General features: G+C 46.5%; 1 protein-coding gene. It reads left to right on the top strand.

The window, feature by feature from the left end; genetic code table 11:
* Positions 1–217 precede the first annotated feature (217 nt).
* A partial coding sequence (locus AB4496_RS18545; RefSeq protein ID WP_372131587.1) for a D-hexose-6-phosphate mutarotase occupies positions 218–992 on the top strand: 775 nt, incomplete at its 3' end.

Below are 992 nucleotides of genomic sequence, written 5' to 3'. Positions count from 1 at the left end.
AAGCATTAGCGAAGACTGTTTTGAGCAGACTTTGAAAAAGGCGACCTTAGTGTCGCCTTTTTAATACCCGCTATCTTTTAAACCGCGTCTGTCTAAGCTCATCAAGATAGCCCACACGTAAAATTCAATTCTAATACTGACTCTGCTTGTTACTCATGAAAAATCAAGCATCACTCTAGTCAGCATTTGAATTCAATTTCCTTAGAAGGATCATGTAATGGATTTATCTACTCTACCTGCACTGTCGGTACTTTCTGACAACGTCACTATCGTTGAGCACGAAGGTGTAAAACTAGTTCGTGTTATCCACGATAAAGCAAACGCAGCGATTTCGTTGTTTGGTGGTCATGTCGTGTCATTCCAACCGCAAGGTCAAGAAGACCTAATTTGGATGAGCCAACAAGCTAAATTCGATGGCAAAACGGCTCTGCGTGGTGGTATTCCAGTATGTTGGCCTTGGTTTGGTCGCATTGCAGCCCCAGCACATGGTTTTGCACGTTCAAGCGAATGGCAATTGGTTGAGCACCGTGAAAGCGAAGCTGGCGTGATTGTTAGCTTAGGTCTGAAGCCAAGCGAAGAGACGCTAGCAGTATGGCCTCATCAGTTTGATGCACGTTTGAATGTTGAGATCGGCGAGCAGCTAAAAGTAACGCTGGACGTGAAGAACACTGATTCTCAGCCATGGACTTTCTCTGGTGCACTGCACACTTACCTAAACGTTGGCGATATTCACAACACAACCACAACGGGTATGGGTGCTGAGTACATTGATAGCCTACAAGGTGGCAAGATCTGCCAAGGTGGTGCTGAACTGGTACTGACTGACACGATTGACCGCGTTTACACGCAACCAGAAACGCAAATCTTTGTTGCTGACAAAAAGCTGGATCGCACACTAACGGTTGAAAACCACGGTCATAACTCTGCGGTACTTTGGAACCCGTGGGCGGAAGGGGCTGCAAGTATGGGCGACATGCAAGACGACGGTTATC

This window comes from Vibrio sp. 10N.222.46.A1 (assembly GCF_041473595.1).
In the GTDB taxonomy this organism is placed as follows: domain Bacteria; phylum Pseudomonadota; class Gammaproteobacteria; order Enterobacterales; family Vibrionaceae; genus Vibrio; species Vibrio tasmaniensis_A.
Note: the sequence above shows the minus strand (reverse complement) of the source record. Positions and strands in the feature narration are given on the sequence as shown.